The organism is Kitasatospora sp. CM 4170 (assembly GCF_032110285.1).
In the GTDB taxonomy this organism is placed as follows: Bacteria; Actinomycetota; Actinomycetes; order Streptomycetales; family Streptomycetaceae; genus Kitasatospora; species Kitasatospora aburaviensis.
In genome coordinates this window covers 7,723,531-7,743,881 of record NZ_CP134877.1, presented here as the reverse complement: position 1 = coordinate 7,743,881, position 20,351 = coordinate 7,723,531, and the positions used below count along the sequence as shown (strand labels likewise).

Annotated in this window: 13 protein-coding genes; 7 read left to right on the top strand and 6 right to left on the bottom strand. The window is 74.2% G+C overall.

From position 1 onward, the window contains the following. Positions 1–27: 27 nt before the first annotated feature. Positions 28–1,044 carry a LysR family transcriptional regulator gene (locus RMN57_RS32545; protein ID WP_313766875.1) on the bottom strand — a complete coding sequence of 339 codons (1,017 nt, stop codon included), beginning with the start codon at positions 1,042–1,044 and terminating at the stop codon, positions 28–30. A 193-nt stretch (positions 1,045–1,237) separates the two neighbouring features. On the opposite strand from RMN57_RS32545, the gene RMN57_RS32540 reads away from it, so the two are divergent. The 6 genes from RMN57_RS32540 (at position 1,238) to RMN57_RS32515 (ending at position 8,220) form a co-directional block, all read left to right on the top strand. Then, on the top strand, positions 1,238–2,107 hold the full coding sequence (locus tag RMN57_RS32540) for a xanthine dehydrogenase family protein subunit M (RefSeq protein ID WP_313766874.1): 870 nt from the start codon (positions 1,238–1,240) through the stop codon (positions 2,105–2,107). Between the two features lie 34 nt (positions 2,108–2,141). Then, positions 2,142–2,645, top strand: coding sequence for a 2Fe-2S iron-sulfur cluster-binding protein (locus tag RMN57_RS32535; RefSeq protein ID WP_313766873.1), 504 nt, complete (start codon positions 2,142–2,144; stop codon positions 2,643–2,645). After that, positions 2,642–5,017: an aerobic carbon-monoxide dehydrogenase large subunit gene (locus tag RMN57_RS32530; protein WP_313766872.1), complete on the top strand. Its 2,376-nt coding sequence runs from the start codon at positions 2,642–2,644 to the stop codon at positions 5,015–5,017. Before RMN57_RS32535 ends, RMN57_RS32530 begins: the two co-directional genes overlap by 4 nt. Positions 5,018–5,090: 73 nt before the next feature. Further along, positions 5,091–6,029, top strand: coding sequence for an XdhC family protein (locus RMN57_RS32525; RefSeq protein WP_313766871.1), 939 nt, complete (start codon positions 5,091–5,093; stop codon positions 6,027–6,029). Further along, positions 6,026–6,961, top strand: coding sequence for a MoxR family ATPase (locus RMN57_RS32520; protein WP_313766870.1), 936 nt, complete (start codon positions 6,026–6,028; stop codon positions 6,959–6,961). The genes RMN57_RS32525 and RMN57_RS32520 overlap by 4 nt, the downstream gene beginning before the upstream one ends. Before the next feature lie 5 nt (positions 6,962–6,966). Then, entirely contained in the window at positions 6,967–8,220 is a 1,254-nt protein-coding gene (locus RMN57_RS32515; RefSeq protein WP_313766869.1) for a VWA domain-containing protein, read from the top strand. Here RMN57_RS32515 and RMN57_RS32510 read toward each other — a convergent pair. Further along, positions 8,188–9,732 (bottom strand): GMC family oxidoreductase N-terminal domain-containing protein, encoded by a 1,545-nt coding sequence (locus RMN57_RS32510; RefSeq protein WP_313766868.1) that lies wholly within the window; start codon positions 9,730–9,732, stop codon positions 8,188–8,190. The genes RMN57_RS32515 and RMN57_RS32510 overlap by 33 nt on opposite strands. A 363-nt stretch (positions 9,733–10,095) precedes the next feature. Between RMN57_RS32510 and RMN57_RS32505 the strand changes: the two genes are divergently transcribed. After that, positions 10,096–12,048: an FUSC family protein gene (locus RMN57_RS32505; RefSeq protein ID WP_313766867.1), complete on the top strand. Its 1,953-nt coding sequence runs from the start codon at positions 10,096–10,098 to the stop codon at positions 12,046–12,048. 239 nt (positions 12,049–12,287) lie between these two features. Here the strand turns inward: RMN57_RS32505 and RMN57_RS32500 are convergent, their stop codons facing one another. Genes RMN57_RS32500 through RMN57_RS32485 form a run of 4 tightly spaced genes read right to left on the bottom strand, consistent with a single transcriptional unit; the run spans position 12,288 to position 20,342 of the window. Next, positions 12,288–13,520, bottom strand: coding sequence for a TIGR02679 family protein (locus RMN57_RS32500; RefSeq protein WP_313766866.1), 1,233 nt, complete (start codon positions 13,518–13,520; stop codon positions 12,288–12,290). Further along, positions 13,517–17,602 carry a TIGR02680 family protein gene (locus RMN57_RS32495; RefSeq protein WP_313766865.1) on the bottom strand — a complete coding sequence of 1,362 codons (4,086 nt, stop codon included), beginning with the start codon at positions 17,600–17,602 and terminating at the stop codon, positions 13,517–13,519. The genes RMN57_RS32500 and RMN57_RS32495 overlap by 4 nt, the downstream gene beginning before the upstream one ends. Then, positions 17,599–18,831, bottom strand: coding sequence for a TIGR02678 family protein (locus tag RMN57_RS32490; RefSeq protein WP_313766864.1), 1,233 nt, complete (start codon positions 18,829–18,831; stop codon positions 17,599–17,601). Before RMN57_RS32490 ends, RMN57_RS32495 begins: the two co-directional genes overlap by 4 nt. Further along, positions 18,828–20,342 (bottom strand): TIGR02677 family protein, encoded by a 1,515-nt coding sequence (locus RMN57_RS32485; protein WP_313766863.1) that lies wholly within the window; start codon positions 20,340–20,342, stop codon positions 18,828–18,830. The genes RMN57_RS32490 and RMN57_RS32485 overlap by 4 nt, the downstream gene beginning before the upstream one ends. Positions 20,343–20,351: the final 9 nt, after the last annotated feature.

Here is a 20,351-nt window from a genome sequence, read left to right as displayed (position 1 = left end):
ATTCCCCTCCCGGAGCCGTCCCCGCGGTCAGCTCCACAGGCTCACCCGGACGGTCGGCCGGTAGTGGTCCACCGGTACACCGGTGGCCCGGGCCATCAGGCTCTTCACGGCGGTGGGCGTGGTCACGAACCGGCACAGCGCGGATGCGGCCGGCGATCGCCGGTCGCCGCGCAGGGCGGAGGCCCGCAGCACGCCGTTGACCGGGGTGCCGGCCACCGAGACCACGGTGAGGGTGCCGCGGCGCAGCTCGTCGCGGACGAGGTGGAGCACGGCGAGCGACAGCCCGTCGCCGGCAACGGCCGCGGCCAGGGCCGCACTGGCACTGGGGAAGATCGACGCGTCGGCGTCGCCGACGCCGTGCCGCGTCAGGAAGGCGCCACCGGGCGTGCCGGGGTCGAGCCCGCCCGGGCCGAGCAGCCAGTGTTCCCGGGACAGCCGGCCGATCGGCAGGTGCAGCCGGCCGCCGTCGCCGTGGTCCGGCCGGGCGCCGGCGTGGCGCGGCGAGGCGACCACCACCAGCTGGATGCGCAGGAACGGGATGTGTTCGAGGGTGTCCGGGGTGTCCGGCGCGCGATCGACGGCGACGGTGCCGGGCTCGGCGGCGACCGGGCCGATCGCGACGTCCGCTCGCCGGTCCAGCAGCAGCTCGCCGAGCGCGGTGGACGCCACCGCGAGGGTCGTGGTCTCCACGTCCGGGTGCCGCCGGACGAAGGCCTCCAGCAGTGGCGGGACGATCTGCTCGGCGGTCGTCTCGGTCGCGGCGACCCGCAGGTAGGAGCTGTCCGCGCCGGCCTGCCGGACCTGCCGGCGGGTCTCCTCGGCCAGGCCCACGATCTCGGCCGCGCCCGCGGCCAGCCGCCGCCCGCCGGGCGTCAGGGCGATCCCGCCCGCCGCCCGGACGAAGAGCCGGTCGCCGAGCTCGCGGCGCAGCACGGCGACCGCGCCCGACACCGCGGGCTCGCTCACCCCCAGGGAGATCGCGGCGGCCTTGACCGAGCCGAGCCGGGCCACCGCGACGAAGGCCCTGAGCTGTGTGAGGGTCATCGCGGCCTCCAGCGATCGCACGCCCCCCAGGTGTCAGCCGTGGACGGCTCTTAACCATTCCCTTCAGTCGCCGTTGACCCGGGTGGTCGCCGGGGTGACAGTGCGCTCAAGCGGTGTGTGCGCCTTGCCGCGGACCTGCCGTCACCGGAGGCCGGGCCCGCCATCACCGGAGGCACTGCACCAGGAGGCCGTCGTGCAGGTTCCCGCGTCATTCGAGTACCGGCGGGCGGAGAGCGTGGACGACGCTCTCGCCCTGCTGGAGCGGTTCGGCGAGGAGGCCAGGGTCATCGCCGGCGGGCACAGTCTGCTGCCGATGATGAAGCTGCGCCTGGCCCGTCCGGGGCTCCTGGTCGACATCAACGACCTCCACGAACTGGACTACGTGCGGCAGGAGGGCGCGGAACTGTGCATCGGCGCGCTCACCCGCCACCGCGGTCTGCTGGAGTCCGAGCTCGTCGGCCGGCTCTTCCCGATCTTCCACGACGCCGAACGGGTGATCGCCGACCCGCCGGTGCGCAACCGGGGCACCATCGGCGGCTCGCTCTGCCAGGCGGACCCGGCGGAGGACCTGTCCGCGGTGTGCGCGGCCGTCCGGGCGGTGGCGGTGGTGCTCGGCCACGGCGGGCGACGCCCGGTGCCGATGGCGGACTTCTACCAAGGGCCGTACGAGACGGACGTGGGGCTCGGCGAGATGCTGGTCGAGGTCCGCGTGCCGATCCTGCCGAACGCCGGCAGCGCCTACGAGAAGGTGGAGCGCAAGACCGGGGACTGGGCCATCGCGGCGGCCGGCGCCGCCCTGTCGCTGGTGGACGGGCGGATCGGGACGGCCGGCGTCGGGCTCGCGGCGGTCGGCGTGTCGGCCGTCGGCTACCGGCGCGCGGAGGACTCCCTGGTCGGCCGCGAGCCGTCCGAGGAGGCGTTCGCCGCGGCCGGCCGGATCGCCGCCGAGGACTGTGATCCGGTCACCGACACCCGCGGCACCGCCGCCTACAAGCGGCACCTGGCGGGCGAGCTCACCGAACGCGCGCTGCGCCGGGCCGCCGAACGGGCCCGGCGGTCGTGAGTACGGCGTGAACGGACGGAAAGGACGGCTCACGATGCAGGTCACCATCAACGTCAACGGCGAGGACCGCACGGCCGAGGTGGAGCCCCGGCACCTGCTGGTCCGCTTCCTCCGCGACGACCTGGGCCTCACCGGCACCCACTGGGGCTGCGACACCAGCAACTGCGGTACCTGCGTGGTGCTGTACGACGGTGAGCCGGTCAAGAGCTGCACGATGCTGGCGGCCATGGCGGCCGGGCACCGGGTGCGCACCGTGGAGAGCCTGGAGACCGCCGACGGCCTCGACCCCGTCCAGCAGGGGTTCATCGAGCAGCACGGGTTGCAGTGCGGATTCTGCACGCCGGGCATGATGCTGACCGCCCGCGCGCTGCTCGACCGCGATCCGGACCCCACGGACCAGGAGATCCGCGAGGCGATCTCCGGGCAACTGTGCCGGTGCACCGGCTACTTGAACATCGTTCGCGCGGTCCGGTGGGCCGCGCACCACCCGACGGAGGCCACCGTCACCGCCGGTGCGAGCGCGGGGAGCACACCATGACCGCCGTGCAGGAGACCGGCTCGGCCCCCGCGGAGGAGCGTCCGATCGGCTACGGGCGGCTGAAGCGCAAGGAGGACCCGCGGTTCGTCCGCGGCAAGGGGCACTACGTGGACGACGTGCAGCTGCCCGGCATGCTGCACGGCGCCGTGCTGCGCAGCCCGCTGGCGCACGCCCGGATCGTGTCCATCGACACCTCCGCGGCCGAGTCGCACCCGAAGGTCCGGGCGGTGATCACCGGCGCCACCCTGGAGGGGCTGGGCCTGGCCTGGATGCCCACCCTGTCGATGGACACCCAGGCGGTGCTGGCCACCGACAAGGTGCGCTTCCAGGGCCAGGAGGTGGCGTTCATCGTCGCCGACGACCACTACGCGGCACGCGACGCCGTCGAGCTGATCGACGTCGAGTACGAGCCGCTGCCCCCGGTGATCGACGCGCGGCGCGCGCTGGACCCGGACACGCCGGTGATCCGGGACGACCAGGAGGGCCGCACGGACAACCGCATCTTCGACTGGGAGGCGGGCGACAAGGCGGCCACCGACGAGGTGTTCGCGCGCGCCGAGCTGGTCGTCGCCCAGAACATGCTCTACCCGCGCGTGCACCCCGCCCCGCTGGAGACCTGCGGCTGCGTGGCCGACATGGACCCGGTCGACGGCAAACTCACCCTCTGGTCCACCACCCAGGCGCCGCACGCCCACCGCACCCTGTACGCGATGGTCGCCGGGCTGCCCGAGCACAAGATCCGGGTGGTCTCCCCCGACATCGGCGGCGGCTTCGGCAACAAGGTCCCCATCTACCCCGGCTACGTGTGCGCGGTCGTGGGCTCGATCCTCACCAAGAAGCCGGTCAAGTGGGTGGAGGACCGCTCCGAGAACCTGATGAGCACCGGCTTCGCCCGCGACTACCACATGCACGGCGAGATCGCCGCGACCCGCGAGGGCCGGATCCTCGCCGTCCGGGTCAAGGTGCTCGCCGACCACGGCGCGTTCAACGGGACGGCCCAGCCCAGCAAGTTCCCGGCCGGCTTCTTCCACGTCTTCACCGGCTCGTACGACATCGAGGCCGCCCACTGCGCCGTCACCGGCGTCTACACCAACAAGGCGCCCGGCGGCGTCGCCTACGCCTGCTCCTTCCGGGTCACCGAGGCGGTGTACCTGATCGAGCGGCTGGTGGACTGCCTGGCGGACGAACTGCACACCGACCCGGCCGAGTTGCGGATGCGGAACCTGATCCGGCCCGAGCAGTTCCCGTACCCGAGCAAGACCGGCTGGGAGTACGACTCGGGCGACTACCCGGCCACCCTGCGCAAGGCGCTGGACCTGGCCGGCTACGACGCGCTGCGCCGCGAGCAGGCCGAGCGACGGGCACGCGGCGAGCTGATGGGCATCGGGCTGTCGTTCTTCACCGAGACGGTCGGCGCCGGGCCCCGCCGCCAGATGGACATCCTCGGCCTCGGCATGGCCGACGGCTGCGAGCTGCGGGTGCACCCGACCGGCAAGGCGGTGGTGCGGATCAGCGTCCAGACCCAGGGTCAGGGACACGAGACGACGTTCGCCCAGATCGTCGCCGAGGAGCTCGGCATCCCGCCGGAGGACATCGAGGTGGTGCACGGCGACACCGACCAGACGCCGTTCGGACTCGGCACCTACGGAAGCCGCTCGACGCCGGTCTCGGGCGCCGCGGCGGCGGTGGTGGCCCGCAAGGTCCGCGACAAGGCGCGGATCCTCGCCGGCGCCATGATGGAGGTCTCCCCCGACGACCTGGAGTGGGAGAAGGGCCGCTGGTTCGTCAGGGGCGACCCGACGGCCGCGAGGACGATCCAGGAGATCGCGCTCGCCGCGCACGGTGTGCTGGAACTGCCCGAGGGCGTGGAGGGCCACCTGGAGGCCACCACCGTCTACAACCCGCCCAACCTCACCTTCCCGTACGGCGCGTACCTGTGCGTCGTGGACGTCGACCCGGGCACCGGCGTGGTGAAGGTGCGCCGCTTCGTCGCGGTCGACGACTGCGGCACCCGGATCAACCCGATGATCATCGAAGGGCAGGTGCACGGCGGCCTCGCCGACGGCGTCGGCATGGCGCTGAGCGAGATCATCAGCTTCGACGAGGACGGCAACTGCCTCTCCGGCTCCTTCATGGACTACCTCGTGCCGACCGCACTGGAAGTGCCGGCCTGGGAGCTCGGCTACACCGTCACACCGTCCCCGCACCATCCGATCGGAGCCAAGGGCGTCGGCGAGTCCGCGACGGTCGGCTCGCCCGCCGCGGTCGTCAACGCGGTGATGGACGCCATCGGCGTCCGGCACGCGGACATGCCACTGACCCCCGGACGGGTGTGGCTGGCGATGCACGGAGGCGTGGAGGCGCCGCAGTGAGTGAGCGGAGCGAGGCCACTGATCACAGGGGGCGCGCACGCGAGGCGCCCGCCGGGCCCTGCGAGGCGGCCGCATGAACGCCGGCCCGGCCGTCGAGCAGCGCATGGCCGAGCTGACGAACCGTCATGTGCCTTTCGTCAAGGCCACGGTGGTGCGTGCGCTGCACCCGACCAGTGCACAGCCGGGAGACACCGCGCTGGTCCTGGAGGACGGCCGGATCGAGGGCTTCGTCGGCGGGGTCTGCGCCGAGGCGACCGTCCGCGTGCAGGCGCTGCGGCTGCTGCGCACCGGCGAGTCACTGCTGCTGCGGATCTCGCCCGGCGCTCCCGCGGAGCCGCAGGAGGAAGGCGGGGCGGGCACCCTGCTGGTCGCCAACCCGTGCCTGTCCGGAGGCGAGTTGGAGATCTTCCTGGAGCCGCTGCGGCCCGACCCGGTGGTGCTCGTGCTCGGCGACACCCCCATCGGCCGGAGCCTGGTCGCACTCGGCGCCGGGCTCGACTACGACGTCCGGACCGCCGCCGAGGAGGTCGGCGCGGAGGAACTCGCCGACGTGGCGGCCGTGGTGATCGCCTCCCACGGACGGCAGGAGGAGGGGCTGCTGACCCGTGCCGTGCGGGCCGGGGTGCCGTACGTCGCGCTGGTCGCGAGCCGTCGTCGCGGCGCCGCCGTGCTCGACGGCCTCGACCTCACCGCCGCGCAGCGGGACCGGATCCACACGCCGGCCGGGCTGTGGATCGGCGCCCGTACCCCCGGCGAGATCGCCGTATCGATCCTGGCCGAGCTGGTGGCCTCGCGGCACGCCCTGTCGGTGCACACCGAGGAGGCGGCCGCCGAACCGGCTCCGCCGTCCACCGAGCCGCGGACCGCGCTCGACCCGGTCTGCGGCATGACCGTCGCCGTCGTCGCCGACACCCCGTACTCGGACGCCCGCGGGCACCGGCACTGGTTCTGCTCGACCGGCTGCCGCGACCGCTTCGAGGCGGAGACCGCCCGGCCCGCGGAGGCGCTGTGACCGGGGCCGCCACGCCCGCGACGGCCGAGTCGGCCCGGGCGGCGGTCGCCGTGGCCGTACCGGACCCGCCGACCCTGCACGCCTCGCTGGACTCCCTCGGCTACCTCGCCGACCCGGGCCTGACCACCGCGCTCTACCTCGCGTTGCGGCTGCCCCAGCCGTTGCTGCTGGAGGGCGAACCCGGCGTCGGCAAGACCGAGGCCGCCCGTGCCCTGGCAGGCGTCCTCGGCAGCCCGCTGATCCGGCTGCAGTGCTACGACGGACTCGACGCCGCCGAGGCGCTGTACGAGTGGAACTATCCGCGCCAGCTGCTGAGCATCCGGCTCGCCGAGAGCCAGGGCGTGGCACTCGACGAGGCCGACCTCTTCACCGACGCCTTCCTGCTGCGCCGCCCCGTCCTCGCCGCGCTGACCCACCCGGGCCCGCTGCCCGCGGTGCTGCTGATCGACGAGATCGACCGCGCCGACGACGACTTCGAGGCCTTCCTGCTGGAGGTGCTGGCCGAGGCCAGTGTCACCATCCCGGAACTGGGTACCGTGCGTGCCACCGTCACACCGGTCGTCGTACTCACCTCCAACCGCACCCGCGACCTGCACGACGCCCTCAAGAGGCGTTGCCTCTACCACTGGATCGACTACCCCGACACCGAACGGGTCGTCGAGATCGTGCGCCGCCGCGTCCCCGGGACCACACCCTCGCTCGCGGCCGACGTGGCGGCGTCGGTACACCGGATGCGCACCCTGGAGGTCCAGAAGCCGCCCGGCATCGCCGAGAGCATCGACTGGGTCGGCGCGCTCGCCCTGCTCGGCGTGGAGCGGCTCGACGCCGCCGCCGCCGACCGGACCCTCGGGGTCCTCCTCAAGTACCGGGAGGACGTCGACCTGGTGCGCGACCGCGGGCTCGCCTGGCTGGTCGGCGGACCCGAGAACTGATCGCCGTGGCCGCACCGCCCGCCGGACTCCCGTCCTTCGACCGGCCCGCCTTCGCCGCCCGCTTCGGCGCCGCGCTGCACCGGGCGGGTGTCCCGGTCACGCCCGAGCGTTCGGGCCGCTTCCTGGACGTACTGCACCTGCTGCCGCCCGTGGACCGGCCGACGCTGTACTGGGCGGCCCGGCTGGCCTTCGTCACGGCCCATGAACAGATCGAGCCGTTCGACCGCGTCTTCGCCGCGCTCTTCGGCGGGCAGGCGGACCCCGCCGACACCAGGGGGTCCCCCGACAACCCGCCACTCCCGGGCCTCGAACCCGGACCCGGCGCACCCCCGGCCGCCTCCCCGACACCGCCACGCCCCGCGGCCGGGCCCCTGCCGGGTGGAGCGCTCCGCCCGGACGCCGCCGGCCGAGCGCTCGAACGGCCCACCCGCACCGGCGCGGAACGGTTGGTCGGCAGCACCGCCGAGGCACTCGCGCAGCAGGACTTCGGCACCTTCGGACCGGGCGAACTGGACCGGCTGGACCGGCTGTTGGACGACCTCGCGATCAGCCTCCCGCTGCGCCGCACCCGCCGCCGGGAGGCCGACCCGCAGGGACGCCACATCGACCTCCGCCGGAGCCTGCGGCGCAGCCTGCGAACCGGCGGGGAGACCGTCCGGCTGGCACGGTCGCACGGCCGGCTGCGCCGCCGACCGCTGGTGCTGCTGTGCGACGTCTCCGGCTCCATGGAGCCGTACACCCGCGTCTACGTGCGGTTCTTCTCGCGGCTGTGCACACGGGCGGGGTCCGGGGTGACCGCAGAGATCTTCGTCTTCGCCACCAGGCTGACCCGTCTCACGCCGGTGCTGCGGCACACGGCTCCGGATACCGCGCTGCGCCGGGCGGGCCGGGCCGCCCCCGACTGGTCCGGCGGCACGCTCATCGGGCGGGCGCTCGCGGAGTTCAACGACCGCTTCGGACGGCGCGGCATGGCCCGGGGAGCGGTGGTGGTGATCTTCTCCGACGGCTGGGAGGGCGAGGACCCGTCGGCCGTCGGCCGGGAGACGGCCCGGCTCGGCCGGCTCGCGCACCGGGTGGTCTGGGTCAACCCCCGTAAGGCCGCGCCCGGTTACGCCCCGATCGCCGCCGGGATCGCGGCAGCGTTGCCGCACTGCGACGCCTTCGTGAGCGGGCACAGCCTCGCGGCGATGGCGGAGGTCTTCGACGCCATCGCCGGCCGCGAGCCGTCAGCGGCGGGCAGAACGGCGCGAACCCCGTAGGGCGTTCCCGGTGCGCTGCCGCAGGGCGGCCACGTGTTCGGCGACCATGATGGTCGGCAGGTTGGTGTTGGCCGACGGGATGTCGGGCATGATCGACGCGTCCACCACCGACAGCCCCACGACGCCGAAGACGTGGGCCTCGTGGTCGACGACGGAGCCCGCCTCGGGATCGGAGCCCATCGCACACGAGCCCACCGGGTGGTGGTAGCTCCAGGAATTGGACCTCACCCAGGCGTGGGCCGCTGCCGGGTCACCCGGCAACCCTGCGGGGAGACCGGCCGCGGGCACGGCGGCCACCGCCTCCCACGCCGGCGTGCGGGTGACGGCTTCGGCAAGTCGCAGACCCTCGATCAACCGTGGCAGGTCGGAGCCGTGGTCGAAGTAGCCGAGGTCGATGGCGGGCGGCACGGCCGCGTCGGCCGAGCGTGCCAGGACGCGGCCGCGCGAGACCGGCTTCAGCAACGCGGCGAACACGGAGCAGCCGTAGGCCCCGGAGCCGAGGGGATAGGGGCCAACCGCCACCAGCTGCAGGTCCGGTGGCCCGGACGCCCGACTGCTGTGACAGGTGGCGACCGTCTGGTACCGGGCGTGGTCGCCGACCGGGCCGACGAAGGGGAGGTCGATCGAGACCGCGGGATGGTCGACGAGGTTGGCTCCCACGCCGGGCAGGTCCACCACCACCGACCGGCCGAGCGCGGCCACCTCCGCCGCCGGCCCGATTCCGGACCGCAGCAGCAGCCCCGGCGAGAGGTAGGCGCCCGCCGCGACGATCACCTCACCGGCGGGAACGACCTCCCCCGTGCCGTACAGGCGTACGCCCGCAACACGGCCGCGGCGGACGACGACGTCGGAGACGAGCGCGTCGGCGAGGACGTCGAGGTTGGCCCGCGACCGGCAGGGGTCGAGGTAGGCGGAGGCGGTGCTGATCCGTCGGCCGTCCACGGCGTTGACGGGCAGCGGTGCGACACCCACCGCGGCAGGCGCGTTGTGGTCGGCGATCCGCGGCACGCCGAGCGAGGCGATGGCCTCCTCGGCGGCGTCCGCGACGGCGGACCGCTCGGCGCCCCGGTACCGGCGGATCGGTAGTGGCCCGTCGTCGCCGTGGTAGTCGGCGGCGCCGAAGTCGAGGTCGCGCTCAAGGCGCATGAACGCGGGCAGGACGTCCTCGAACGCCCAGCCGGGTGCCCCGGCCGCGGCCCACGCGTCGTAGTCGGCCGGGTGCCCGCGCAGCGCGAAGGTCGCGTTGACCGCGGACGAGCCGCCCATCACCCGCCCGCGCGGCAGGTCCAGCGCCGGTACGCCGCGGACACCGACTCCGCGCAGGCCCCAGTCGTGCGACGCCGCCGGCCCCTGCCGGCCCTCGGCGAGGTCGGCCGGGAGGGCCCCGGGCCGGTAGTCCGGCCCCGCCTCGACGAGCAGCACGCGCTGCTCCACATCCTCGCTCAGTCGCGCAGCGAGCACACAGCCCGCACTTCCACCCCCGACGATCACCACGTCGTACGAAGTGCTCATCACGTGCCTCCTGCTTCCAGGCTGCGCCTCCCGCCTCCCCGACCGCCACCGCCGCATCGGGTCCGGCCCGATCCGACCGGACCCACCCACGGGGCCGGGGCGCGGCCACGGGGAGCCGCTCGCTTCGCCGACACAGGGTGTCAGTGCAGTCCCGCGGGGTCCGGCCACGGGGACTTCCGGAATGACAGACGACAGATGACAGATTTATCCGGGGCGTAACAGCGGCGCAGCAGCCCGGACGATCCGCCCGCCTACGCTGCGAAGCGTCGCCGCCGCCACCGGATCCGTCCCAGCCGCCGGATCCACCGCCTCGTCCGCGGCGGACGAGGGGTACCGGCAGCGGCAGCGGATCCGAGGAGGCCCGTGCACCGTCCGAACACACCCGACTGGCTCGCCCATCCCCTGCGTGTCCAGCGCGGCCCCGTCCCCTGGACGGCCGCCCTGCGCGGCGCCCTCGGGATGGCCCCGCTGCTCGCCGTCGGGGTCGCCGTCGGACGCCCCCACGAGGCGGTGCTCGCCGGTCTCGGCGCCCTGTTCGCCGGCATCAACGACCGCGCCGGTACCCGCCGCACGGGCCTGCTGCACATCGGCGTCCCGGCCCTCGGCGGCGCACTCGGCCTGCTGCTGGGTGTCGCCGACGGTTGGTGGGCCGTCCCGCTGCTGGGCACCGTCGGCCTCGTCTCCGGTGCGATCAGCGTCGCCGGACCGGTCAGCTCGGCCGCTGCCGTCCAGCTGCTCGTCCTCGCCGCCGTCGGCAGCGGCATGCCGCTCCAGCTGCCCGGCCCGCTGAGGGCCTGCTGCTACCTCGCCGGCGCTGCATGGATCATGCTGCAGCGGCTCGCCGTCCGCCCGCGCGGCACCACCCGAGGACACGACGCCGGCGAGCGGCTCGCCGTCGCCGCCGTGTTCGACGCCCTCGCGGACGCGCTCGCAGCCGTCGGAACCCCCGGCGCCGCCGCGGCCCGGCGCCGTCTCACCACGGCACTCGACCGGGCCGACGAGGCGCTGCGCCTGCACCGCCTGCTCCGGCTGCCCGGCCGCCGCCCGACCCGGCCGGACCGGGCGTCCGTACGTCTCGCCGCCGCGTCGGCCCTCTGCGAGGCGGGCGTCGCCCTGCTCTGGGAGCGCGAACCCCTGCCACAGCGGATCAGCGACGGCCCGCGCCGCCTCGCTTCGGCCGTCCGCACCGACACGACCCCCGGACCGCTGCCCGCGCCCGTCCCCGACACGCCGGCCCGCACCGCGTTCGACCGCGCCCTCCTCGACGCCGGACTCGCCTTCAGCCTCGCCGGCCCCGCCGTCGGGCAGCCCGACCGAACACCGAGCGGCACCGGCCACCCGGGGACGCCGCGAACCGCGTCGGGCCGCCCGCGGAGCCGGGTCCACCCGACCGGGCCCGCCGGGCGCGAGTACGCGCTGCGCGTCGCCGTCTGCGTGACCGTCAGCACCGCCGTCGCCCTGCTGCTGCGGACCGACCACTGGTACTGGCTGCCCGCGACCGCCGCCTTCCTGGTCAAGCCCGACTACGGGCCGTTGTTCTCCCGCGTCGTCAACCGCTTCGCGGGCACGGCCGTCGGCGTCCTGCTGTTCGCGGTGCTCGCCGCGTTCGCACCGACCGCGGCCGGGATCGACGTCTGGTGGCCGGTCGCGGCGGTCGCGATCGCCGGCGCCCTGCTGCCGTCCGCGCTGTGCCACTTCGGACTGCAGACCGCCGTCATCACCGTCACCGTGCTCGCCTTCGTCACTCTCGGCGGCGACACCCGGGCCGCGACCTCCCGCCTCGGCGACACCGCGATCGCCTGCGCGATCGTGCTCCTGGTCGGCCACCTGCCGGGGCTCGTCGACACCCGCGCCAGCGTCGGCCACCGCTGCGCCCAGGCGCTGCGCGGCCTCCACCGCTACCTGGACCACATCCTCGACGAACCCGGGGACCCGCACCACGCAGACCGGCGGGCGGTGCTGCGTCGTGCCGCGTACCAGGCGCTCGCGCAGGCCCGCACCGCCGCCGAGCACGCCGCCGCCGAGCTGCGTACGGCACCGGACCAGGACTGGCTCCGCGTCACCGCCGGGGCCGAACGCATCGCCGACGCCGCCACCGCCTGCGCCGTACGCCTGGAACACGGCGCGCCCCGACCGGCCCCACCGGCCCGGCGGGAGGTGACCGCCGCACTGGCGGCCGTCGCGGACGCCATCGAGGGCGGCGGGCCCGCCGCCACCTCGCTCGCCACCGCCTCGGCCCACGTCCCCGACGGCTGCCGCACCCTCGACGACGTCCTCACCGAACTCCGGCGGATCGACGCACTGGCGGCAGCCTGAGCCGTCGTACGAGTGCCTGCCGGAATCTGCAGTGACTGGCGGCCAACTACTCCGCGCAGCCGTTCCGATGGGCAGCGATCAGGTCCCGGTACCCGGCGTAGAAGGCCGTCGGAGTGCGCACTTGGGCCTCGAAGTCGACGTGGACGAGGCTTAGGGCTCGTTCGGATCTTGTCGCCCGGCAAGATCCGAACGAGAGGCCCTAAGCGCTGGTGGTAGCCCTCGGGCCGTCGGACAGCCTGTCACTCTGAGCCGTGCCGGTGGTCCGCGAGATCGTCGAGGAGGATGTCCGCGACCACCTCCTCGACCACTGCCGTGCGCAGTTCGGCCATGGTCTCGACGAGTGCCCGGTCCCACGGTGCGGGCGTGAGCCGACCCGGATCGGGGCCCGAGGAGACTCGGGTCGCGGCAGCCCGGTAGTCGTCGGCTGACATCCGCCAGGGTACGGCCCCGGTCTTGGCGAGAACGTGGGCCGCGATCCGGATCCCTTCGCCGTCGAAGTCACCGTGGTAGTGCAGGGAGGCACCGGCGTCGGCGAGCAGGCGCAGCAGGTGGATCACGGCGGTGTTGGGCCAGCCGGACGTGCAGACGAGCGGCGGGCAGTACCGGCCGAATCGGCGCAGGGCCAGGGCGAGCACGCTCGGGTTCTCGGTGATGTACAGCGGCCCGGCGGGCAGGGCGAGTTCGCCGGGTGAGCGGAGTTGGGCGAGGGTGAGGCTGACGGGGTGACCGGCTCGGGCGCAGATGCGGGAGACCCTGGCGACCGGGCCGCCGCCGTCGAGGCGCAGACCGACGGCGAGCACGGTGGCGGAGAGCTGGTCGTCGGCCACTCCGGCCCGGCTCCAGAGGGCCCGCCGGGCGTCCGCGCCGTCCGGCATGTCGGTGCCGTACAGCACCGCCAGGGCCCGCAGGACGAGGCTGGACAGCCGGGTCCCGTCGTCGAGGGCGTGGGAGTCGCCGTCGAGGAAGCGGGCGGCGAGGACCGGTAGTGGCTCGCCGTCGGCTGGGAGCGCGGCAAGGACGGTCAGCGCGGCCGCCAGGAAGCCCCGGGTCCGATCGGGTGAGCCGTCGACGAGGCCGTTGGTCCGCAGGTGGGCGACCCAGTCCAGGAGGACGGGCTGGGCGGTGACCACCTCGTGGCCGGCCAACCACTCCCACAGGGCGTCGCGTTGGCCGGCCCTGCGCTTGCGCTCGGCGGCCCGGTCGTGGATCGGGCCGAGGATCGCGGTCACTATGTCCCGTACGGGCCGGCCGCAGGCGTCCAGCACGGCACCATCGAGTCCGGCGAGGGAAATCGTCGGCTCGGTATCGGGAAGCCGGTCGAGTCCGAGGAGGTCGGCCAATGCCTCCCGGCCTGCGTCGTCGAGCGGGCCGGATCGCACCCGGCTGACCGGGCGGCCGGTCGAGAGACGGTCGTGGACGGCTGACCAGAGTGGTCGGAGTTCAGGGAGGTCGAGAGGGTGGCGGTCCGTCATGCCGGTTCCTCCGCGCCGGCATCGGCTGGCAGCAGCTCGGCACCCGTCCAGGTGAAGCGGGCGCTGGTGACGGCGTCGTCGCCGTCACCTCCGGTGATCAGCTGGTGGACGGCGATCCCGGAGAGCTCGCGGTAGGTGCACCACTCGTGGTCCGAGGTGAGCACCAGGTCGAGGTCGAGCGCCGCGAGGAGCGCGAAGACCTGCCCGCGGTTGACGGTGTCGACACCGACGAAGACCTCGTCGAGCAGGATCAGTCTCGGGGACTGCGGCACTGCCTCGTAGTGCGCGGCCACGGCGGCGAAGAGCGGGAGGTGGAGGGCGATCGCCTTCTCACCGCCCGAGAGCGCGCCGTGGAGCTTCTTGGTGAGCAGTTGCCACCCGGAGCCGTTGGCGCGGTCCAGCTTGACGACGAACTGGTGCCAGGCCGTGTAGTCGAGGACCTCGGCGAGCTGCTCTTCCCAGGTGGCCGCGGTGTTACGGGTCTTGGCCTCCTCGATGCGGCCGCGGAAGAAGGCGTGCAGGGCCTCGCGGTCGGCTTCGGTGATCCGGGCCGGATCCTTGAGCAGCAGTTCACGGGCCGACCGGGTACCGGCGGGCAGGTCGGGGTGGATCTGCCACACGAGGCGGACGGCCACCCGTGAGGCGGTCCTGACCCGTTCGAGGTGGCCGTTCATCCGCTCGACGAGTTCGCCGGCCTGGCGGATCCGGGAGGCGAGGTGGCGGCGGGTGTCTCCGGTGAGGGTCCGGTCGAAGAGACCGCGTTCGGCGGCGGTGATGTCGTCCTGGCTGCGGTCGCGGTCGCCGGTGAGGATGGTCAGGAGGCCGGTCGCACCGACCCGGATGCCGTCGACGGTGGCGGTCAGCACCTGGATGTCCTCGTCGGCTTCCAGATCGAGGTCGGCACGGCTGCTGAGGCTCTGGCGGGCTCGGTGGACCGCTTCGGAGAGACGGTTCAGTGAGTCGCCGAGGTTCCGGGTGCCGTGCGGCAGGCCGGGCCAGGTGGCGGCGGTCTCGCGCGCCGCTTCGAGGGTGGCACGGGTGCCGTCCGCGGCGGTGAGGACGAGGCCGAGGCCCGCGTCCTCGGGGAAGCCGAGGACGCACAGGCGCCGGAAGCCGCCGACGGCCCGGTCGCGGGCGGCCACAGCCTCGTCGCGCCGGACCGCGTCCTGGGCCGTGGTGGCGCTCAGTACGCCGATCCGGCCTTCGAGGGCCATCAGCGCCCGGGTGCTGTCGTCGATCTCCCGGCGGGTCCGGCCGGACGCCTGCCGCAGCTCACTGATCCGGTCGGCGACCAGCCGGTAGTCCTCGCCGACGGTCTCCTCGACGGCCTTGAGCGTCGAGCGGAGCCCCCGGGCATCGGCCTCGGCGTCCTCCGCCTCGGACGCAGTCTCCTCTGCCGCGGTCCGGGAGGACTCGGCATGGCTGCGGGCGGTGTCCCAGGCGTCCCGGGCGGCCACCCACGCGAGGTGGGCGTCCAGCCAGGCCTCGGCCTGTTCGCGGAGCACGTCGACGGCGGCCGCGGTGGCGTCCAGCGCGGCGCGGTCGGTCGGCAGCGCGTGTTCGGCGGAGGCGACCGCGAGCCCGCGCAGCGTGTCGGCGACCGCCTCCTCCTGCTGCGCGAGCCGCTCGACGGCCTCCCGTACGGCGTCCTCCCGGGCGCCCACCTCGGATTCGGACCGCTCCCAGGCGCGCTTGGCCTGCTCCACGTCCCGGTGGTGCGGCCTGGAGCGGAGATCGGAGCCGAGGCGGAGTCGGCGGTCGGCGAGGGTACGCAGGCTCTCCTCGAACCCGGTGACGGCGGCACCGGCTTCGGCCAGTTCGACCGAGAGCTCGGCGATCCGGCGCTGCCTGGTCCGTTCCCGGGCTGCGGAGCCGATGTGGCTGGACTCGTCCTTGGTCCAGGAGCCGACCGCCGTCGCCAGTCGCCAGCTTCCGTCGGCCGCCACGGCGGCCGGGTGGCCGGCGGGGAGTGCGGCGCCGAAGGCGATGCCGGCCAGCAGCTGCCGCACCCGGTCGGCCGGCACCGGGCCGTCGGGTTCGGGAGCCAGCACGTCGAGCAGCGAGGAGCCGGGCGCGGGCGTGGCCGACGCCGGATCCGCCAGGGTGTCATGGCCGGCGGCGGCGAGGCCGCCGTCGGGGGTCATCCAGGCGTCCAGCAGGCCCGCTGCTTCCAGGGCCGCCTCGATGCCCGCCTGGTCGGCGGACGGCACGTCCGACCGGAAGGCCAGCAGGCGCCACAGTGGCGCGCCCGGCAGGGCCGAGCGGTCGGCCGTGCGGGTGCGCGGTGGCACCGGCGGCAGATCGGCCGCGGCCGCGGTGCGCTCCAGCTCCTCGGCCAGCCGGTCACGCCGGACCCGGGCGCCGTCCCGGCCGGCGCGCGCGGTCGTCTCCTCGGCGGTGATGGCACTCTCCGCCACCCGGGCGGCGGCCTCGACCAGCGCGAGCACGTCGGTCTCGACGGCGGCACGTGAGGCGAGCTCCTCGGCGTCGTCGATGTGCAACTCGGTGCAGTCGGCCGTCGCCCAGCGGCGCAGCACCTCGGCGTGCGCGTCAAGGGCCGTCTCGTAGGCGTGGGCGTTGCCGTCGCGCCGGCCGGTCGCCTCGGCCAACCGCTCGCGCACCGTGTCGAGGTGGTGCTCCGCCGTCGTTCGGTCCGCGACGGACCGTTCGTGGCGTTCGACGGCAGCGCGGACTTGGGCGATCCGACCGTGTCGTGAGGCGACCGCACCGCGCAGCAGGCGGCGCGCCGTGCGCCCTTGCTCCCCCGTGTCCCCGGACGGTCCCGGCGGGGTGGTGAGCACCGTCTGCACCTCGGTGCAGACGGATTCCATGGCCGCCCGCCGCGCCGCGCCCCGCGTGTCCTCCCGGGCCGCGCGGGTTTGCTCGGCCAACTGCTCGGAGCGCAGCCGGGCATCACCGGCACGGTTGGCGTCCTCGGTGGCCGCGTCGGCCTTCCGGTCGGCCGCGGCACGGGTACGGGCGGCGCTCCGGGCGGCGTGGTCGGCCCTGCGGCGGAGCTGGTCGAGTTCCTGCCCCTGCCGGTAGACCTCGGAGTCGAGGAGCCCCTCGACGGCACCGTCGATCTCCTGTCGCCGGTGCTCCAGCAGCTCTTTCGCCCTCGTGCCGTCGGCGCGCTGCCGCAGGGCTTCGGTGTGCTCCTCCTCGCTGTCCCGGGCGATCCGGGTGAGGTTGTCCATCTCGGTCGTCGCCGAGATGAGCGCCGCCGCCCCGGCGCGCAGGACGCGCTGTGCGTAGCCGCGCTGCTGCCTCGCGACGGCGGTGGCCGCGGCCACTTCGTCGTCCAGGGTCCTGAGGTGTTCGCGCTGGCGGTCGAGGCGTTCGAAGCCCTCGGCCAGTTCGGTGATCTCGCCCTGGCCGAGCGGGGGCAGGGCCCGGGAGAGCAGGGAGGACAGCAGCGTGGGATCGAGGCGCTCGGACAGCTTGGGCGTCCGGAGCTGGAGCAGGGCGGTGATCAGGGCGTCGTAGCGCTGCTCGTTCAGCCCCGGAAAGAGCGTGCTGCGGACCGTGCTCCGATAGTCGGCCGGTGATCCGTGCAGCTCGCCCCGGCCGTGCAGGGCTTCGGCCAGGGCGGCACGGGTGAGCGGCTGGCCCGCGTCGTTGACCAGGGCGAGGCCCCCGGGCCGGTCGATCCGCGCGCCGGTGGTGAAGTAGTCGACGGTGACACCGGTGGTGTGCAGGCTGGCCTGGAGCCTGGCGCCGCAGGTGAACCAGTGGGGATCGCCGTCGTCACGGACGAACTCCAGCCACACGTACCCGACGCGGGTCTTGCCCGAGGCGCCCTCGCCCATCAGGTTCCAGTGCATGGTCCGCTCGGAACCGCCGAAGGTGGACAGCCGGTTGGGGCGCAGGCTGGCGTCGAGCAGGAAGGGCAGCAGCACCTCCAGCGCCTTGGACTTGCCGGTGCCGTTCTGCCCCCGCAGGAGCAGCCGGCCCTCGTGGAAGGTGAAGGTCTCGTCGTAGTAGCGCCAGACGTTGAGGATGCCGGCCCTGGACGGCTGCCACCGGGCTGCCGAGGCCGCCGCCGGGACCGCGGCGGGCTGCGGGAGCTGTGTCACGGTCATCGGTGATCCCCCTGATCAGGTGGCGGGCCGTCGGCCACGGCGGTCCGGTACCGGAACGCCGCGGGCCGGGGAACGGTACGGCCGCCGATCCGGCGGGCCAGATCGAAGTCGGCGAGGACCCGGACGGCGTCGGCCGCGAGGCGCTGGGCTCCGTCGTCCGACTGGTAGCTCTTCGCCCACTGGGGGAAGCGCCGCAGGAGTCCGTCGGCCTCGACGGTGAGCTGTTCCGGCGTCAGTCCGCCCGGGGCGGCCGTCAGCGGCTCCAGCAGGAGCAGGGCGGCCACCCGGGCCGTCGCGGAATCGTCCGGGAAGCGGCTGTCGGTGGCGATCCCCTCCGGGTCGACGAGCAGCAGGCCGTCGGCCCGTTCCTCCAGCACGAAGCCGCCCTGCTCGGCTGCGCGCCGCACGATCTGACGCCCGGTCGGCGAGGTGAGGTAGGCGAGTTCGTCGGCGTGGAGCTCGTCGTGGTGGAGAACCGGGTCGTCGAAGAGCCGGCGCAGCACCGAGTGCCGCAGCCGGAGGTTCCGCTGGGCGTCGGAGGCGTCGGAACCCCCGTACCGGCTCTCGCGAGCGGTGCCCCGCAGGAGTTCCTCGAAGCGGAGCGGCACGTCCTCCGCCGGCACGGCCAGCCGCGACGGCCCGACGGGTGCGGCGAGCAGGCGCATCAGCACGGTGGCGTCCACCCGGTAGAGGACCTTGGCCTCCGCCGAGTCGACGAAGCTCTCCGTGGCACCGTCCACGGTGAGGAGCGCACCGTAGGATTCCAGCAGTTTGAGGACGTCCACGAAGGCCATGCGCTCGGACCTGCTCGCCGTTTCGAAGGGCGGCAGCGCCTCGTCGGCGGCGCAGGCCTGGACGACGCGGTCGGCGATCAGGCCGACGGTGGTGACCGGGACGGGGAGCAACTCGGCCGCGACGACGCACAGCAGGGTGTACCGGCGACGGTCGAACGGCGCCCTGCCGGAGCGCAGCCGGCGGGCGGGCCGCGAGCTGTCGGGGACGGTCCGGATCTTGAACAGCCGGGCGTACCCCAGTCGCGGCTCCACCACCAGCTGCCAGCCGCAGTGATAGTCGAACCACTTGGTCAGCGGGCCCTGTCGGCGTCGGATCACTTCGAAGGCCGACGGGTCGCCGCGCTCGGTGATCAACGGTCGGCCGAGGAGCAGTCTGACGCCTCGGGCGATGTCCTGCCGCTCGGCCATGACCAGTTGGTTCGCCAGGGTGCTCATCGCGCGTCCGGCCGGACGGATTCCCGGGCGCTGCCCGGGCTTCGGACCTCGACCAGGAAGTCGGGCCCCTCCAGGCTCCCCCGGGGCGTCCGCAGGACGGCCCGGCCGGCATCGGGCAGCGGACGGAGGACGACCTCGACCCGGCCGTCCGAGGTGACCGCCCGACGGGCCCCGCTGCCGTCCGGTCGGACGGCCAACGCCCGGCCGAGGAGGTCGAGCAGCCGCTCGAAGACCGCATGGTCGAGCATGCCGAAGTCGGAGAGCCGCACCGGGCCGTCCGTGCCCAGGACGTCCCAGGCCGCTTCGAGTTGGGCGCGCTCCTTGCGAGCCCGCTCGGCCCGGGCGGCCTTGATCCCACCGATGTCACGCACCCTGCCGGTGCGGGTGAACCGCTCGGTGCGGCCGCTGGTCCGCAGCAGAGCCGACACCTGCACCGGCGGGGCCTGCGCCCAGCTGCTCGACGACGGCACCAACTCCGGGTCAGGGTGGGCGAGATGGGCGTGACGAGCCGGGCCGAGTCCGAAAGCGGCCGACCACAGCCGGTGCAGGTCGTCCTCCGCGGGCGCCGTGGCGAACCAGCGGGCCAGTTCCCGGAAGTCCTGGACGGCACTGGACGAACGGCGTCGGGACTCGGTGATCCGGTCGAGGACCTGGAGGAGCGTCACGATCGCGCGGCGCGCCACGTCGTGCAGCTGGTCCACCCGGGGTCGCGATCCGTCCACCGGCCGGAACCAGGCCTGCAGCCCCTCCCAGCGGGCCCGGCGCCGCTCCAGCCAGGCCGGCGCGGGATCGCCGTCGGCGGTCGGCGGCAGCTCGGCACCCCGCAGCGCCCGCTCGTGCAGTCGGCTCACCCCGCGCTGCTCGACCCGCTCCACGGCGGAGGTGACCGCCTGCCCCCGTTGATCGAGGTTGACGAGGAACTCCTGGAGATAGGCGACCGTCGCGGCCTTCACCTCCCGGAAGGTCGCCAGGTCGGCGCCCTCGGTGCGCAGCAGGCGCTGCAACTCGCCGTTGAACGCCTTGGTGTTGGCCAGCAGCGCTTCCAGGTGGCCCTCCAGTTCCTGCAGCGTGGAGAAGACCCGGCGGTCCGAGGACGCGGACTCGCCCAGCAGGACGTACAGCTCGTCGAGCCGGTCCGCGATCGCCTCCAGCACCGCCGTCTGGAGCGCACCGGTCGACGCGAGCACGGACAGGGCGTGCTCGACCCCGGCGAACGCGGCCTCACCGCGCCGGGTCAGCGAGTACTGGAGGTTCCGGCGCTCGTACTCCTCCGCGGTGCGGTAGTTCTCCGCATGGTTCTGGACGACGTCCAGCAGCTGCCACTCCCGGAGCCTCCGCAGCGCTTCCCGCAGGTCGTCGTCGTGGATCGCGTCGAGCCAGCCGACCGTCCTCAGCCGGGCGCGGACTTCGTCCAGCCCGAGCGCGGTCTCCAACCGCTCGTTGGCCGCGCCGAAGGCCTGGAGGATCACACCGTAGAGTTCGGCCCTGTCCCCCGTCGTGAACCGGAACATCTCCGGCGG